This is a genomic window from Niveispirillum sp. (genome assembly GCF_017996735.1).
Lineage (GTDB): Bacteria > Pseudomonadota > Alphaproteobacteria > Azospirillales > Azospirillaceae > Niveispirillum.
Genome location: NZ_JAGOGJ010000263.1, coordinates 1 through 2,943 on the forward strand (window position 1 = coordinate 1; position 2,943 = coordinate 2,943).

The window sequence follows — 2,943 nt, forward strand, 5'->3', positions numbered from 1 at the left end:
GGTGGTCGGCATATTGATCGGCCGGTTGCCGGCCCGGCTGACCAGCCGTCCGCTGACCAGTTCGTTCAACGCCTCATATTCGGCATCGCTGTAGGATATACCCGCCGACAGATGGAGTTGGTCGGTCGCCGCCAGATCCGCCGTCAGTTCCACACCTTTGGAGGCCAGTTCACCCCCCTGCACCGCCAGCGACGGGTTGGACGGGTCACGGGTGACGATGTTTTTCTGGGAAATGCGATAGGCGGCACCGGTCAGGCTGGCCCGCCCGTCCAGCATCAGCGCCTTGAAACCCGCCTCAACCGAGGTGCCCTTGGTCAGCTTGAAGGCCGTGTTGGCCAGCGACAGGGTCAGCATGCTGCCCACCGGCTGTGCCGCCGTCGTGTACTGGCCATACAGCGTGACGGCCGGCGTGACATCATAGGTGGTGCCAACGCGCCAGGAGAAGGGATCGTAATCGGCGTCGGCGCGGGTAAAGGCGTTGCCGGCATTCAGATTGGTGATGCCGCGATCCAGTTCGATCCCTTCATACCGGATGCCCGCCAGCACCAGCCAGTCCGGCGTCAGGTTCAGGGCGTTTTCGGCAAAGACGGCCTTGGTCTTCAGGCCGCTGTCGAACACGACATTCTGGCTGGTATAGAGGGTATCACCGACCGGCCAGACGCCGACGACGGGGTTATAGGGATCGACGGCTGCGATGGCGCCCACCGCCGTCTGCTTGCGCGGGTTTACGAAGTCCGTGTCGTTATATTCCCCGCCGAGGGTGAACCGGTTGCGCAGGCCCCCGATATGCCCGTCATTGGACAGGGCCAGACGTTCATTCCAGAATTCATGATCGTGATAGATGGCCTGAAGCCCGCGCGCGAAGCTGCCATTGGGGAAGGCGGCGCTGGGCGCGGTGAAATTCTGATCCCCGCTCAACACAAAATCGCGGGTGGCGCTGTACCATGTCAGGTCGTTTGCCAACGACCAGCCATCAGCGAAACCATAATCCACACGTGCCCGCAGCGTCGTTTCGTCAGCCCCGGAATAGGCGCCGTCAGGATTGTAGTTCTTGCGGCGCAGGGCCTTGTCGATCACCAGACCGTTGGCCGACCGCAGGGCCTTGCTGGCGTCGCGGGCCACGGCGGCGGAGACCAGCGGCACACCCTGATAGGTGCCGTCATATTTGTCATTGTAATGATCGACAGCCACAAGGACGGACAGATTCTGCGCCGGCTTGTACAACAGGCTGGTGGTCAGGCCGCTGGACCGGGTCTTGTTGGCATCCACGTCATACAGGCTGTCGGACGTCATACGGCTGGCATCGGCGCGCACGGCCACATCGTCGGACAGTTTCACATTGACGCCCCCCGCCAGGGTCAGCGTATCGAAACTGCCATAGGTTGCCATGGCATCGACATGGGTGTCGTCAAGGGTCGGCTTGCGCGTCACCTTGTTGATGACGCCGGCCAGCGCCCCCTCCCCCACCAGAACGGAGGCCGGACCCTTGATCACCTCGATCCGGTCGAAATGCCAGCTATTGGCATCGCGCGTAACCATGGTGGAACTGGACACCCGCACCCCGTCCTGCAGGATGGAAACGGTGTTGCCGGCAAAGCCGCGCATCGACACGACGGCGGGGTTGCCCGGCACATTGCCCGCGATGGCGCCGACCACATCGGCAAAGACCTCGCGGGAGGTGCGCAGCCCCCGGACCAGGATATCGTCGCGGGTCAAAACCTCCACGCTGGCCGGTGTCTCGCGCAGGGGCAGGCCCAGGCGGCTGGCGGTGGCGGTCGGCTGCTCCAGTTTTGCGGCGGCCCGCTGACCCGTCACGATGACGGCAGATTCGGTGGGTTCGGCATGGACAATCCCGGCCAGGGCCAGGGTGGAGACGCCGGCGACAAGCATTTTCTTCAGCATGACAGATCCTGTGCGCCCATCCCCAGCATGGCGCGGGGCGGGCGTTGACCCGTCGCGGTGGCGCGCGATGGCCAGAACACGCGACGGCGGGGACCGCGATTGCGGGTCCCGATGATGGAATGAAGGTGTGAGGATCAGGTCAGGCGAAGGCGGGTGGTGCCCGCGCGCCCGGCGGGGCGCAGATCAGCGGACGCGCATTGTCGACCCACAGACCCAGTCGATAACGGACATGACGCGGCGGCAGCCAGAGCAGCAGGGCGATCAGCAACAGAACAGGCGCCACCGCCCCCAGAAAGGCGAAGGCGCACAATCCCTGCTGGTGGGTATCGGCCGGGGCCATGCCGTCATCCGACCCCGCGACGGCCTGCGCCGCGTTGCCGGAGCAGATGATCAGGAAACCCTGCCCCTCGGCCGCGTTAAAATCCGGCATGTACCCGCTGGGGATCATGCCGCGCAGCAGCAGGGCGCAGAACAGCAGCATGCCGACCCATTGTCGCATGCCGAATGCCGCTCCTGTATGTGTCCGCGTTTCCATGCGCCCCCTTTTGACCGTAACGGACATGGGGGTCAAGCATGCCGGCTGCGGCGTCAGGCCGCGCCCGACCGGCCCCATGCAGATACCCGCAATAAGGGTATTTAACCATCTTCTGTTCTCTATATTGCCTTGAACAGGATACCCCGTGCGGGTTAATCAGGAAGCGGCTGCCCGCGATGCAGCCGCGAGATGCCAATACGTCCACCCACGGGCCATCGGAGAGGTGCTGCATGTCAGGCTATACGGGTTACCCCCAAACCATTTCCTATCCGCAGACAATTTCTTATCCCCAGACCATTTCCTATACGCAAACCATCTCGTACCCCCAAACCATCTCCTACCCGCAGGCCGCCTGCTGTGCTCAACCCGGCACCATCAGCTTCGCTCAGCCGGGTACCATCAGCTTCGCCCAGCCCGGCACCATCAGCTTCGCTCAGCCCGGTACCATCAGCTTCGCCCAGCCCGGAACCATCAGCTTCGCTCAGCCCGGAACCATCAGCTTCGCT

The 2,943-nt window shown here is 63.7% G+C and carries 3 protein-coding genes; 1 reads left to right on the forward strand and 2 read right to left on the reverse strand.

Translation table 11 applies throughout. The features are described 5' to 3' along the window. Together KBA48_RS32865 and KBA48_RS32870 are read right to left on the reverse strand one after the other, a co-directional pair. Positions 1-1,902: TonB-dependent receptor (locus tag KBA48_RS32865; RefSeq protein ID WP_292912879.1), on the reverse strand; the 1,902-nt coding region annotated here is incomplete at its 3' end. A 139-nt stretch (positions 1,903-2,041) separates the two neighbouring features. Beyond that, positions 2,042-2,401 (reverse strand): hypothetical protein, encoded by a 360-nt coding sequence (locus tag KBA48_RS32870; protein ID WP_292912880.1) that lies wholly within the window; start codon positions 2,399-2,401, stop codon positions 2,042-2,044. Positions 2,402-2,667: 266 nt separating this feature from the next. On the opposite strand from KBA48_RS32870, the gene KBA48_RS32875 reads away from it, so the two are divergent. Then, the coding region (locus tag KBA48_RS32875; protein WP_292912881.1) for a hypothetical protein at positions 2,668-2,943 on the forward strand (276 nt) is incomplete at its 3' end.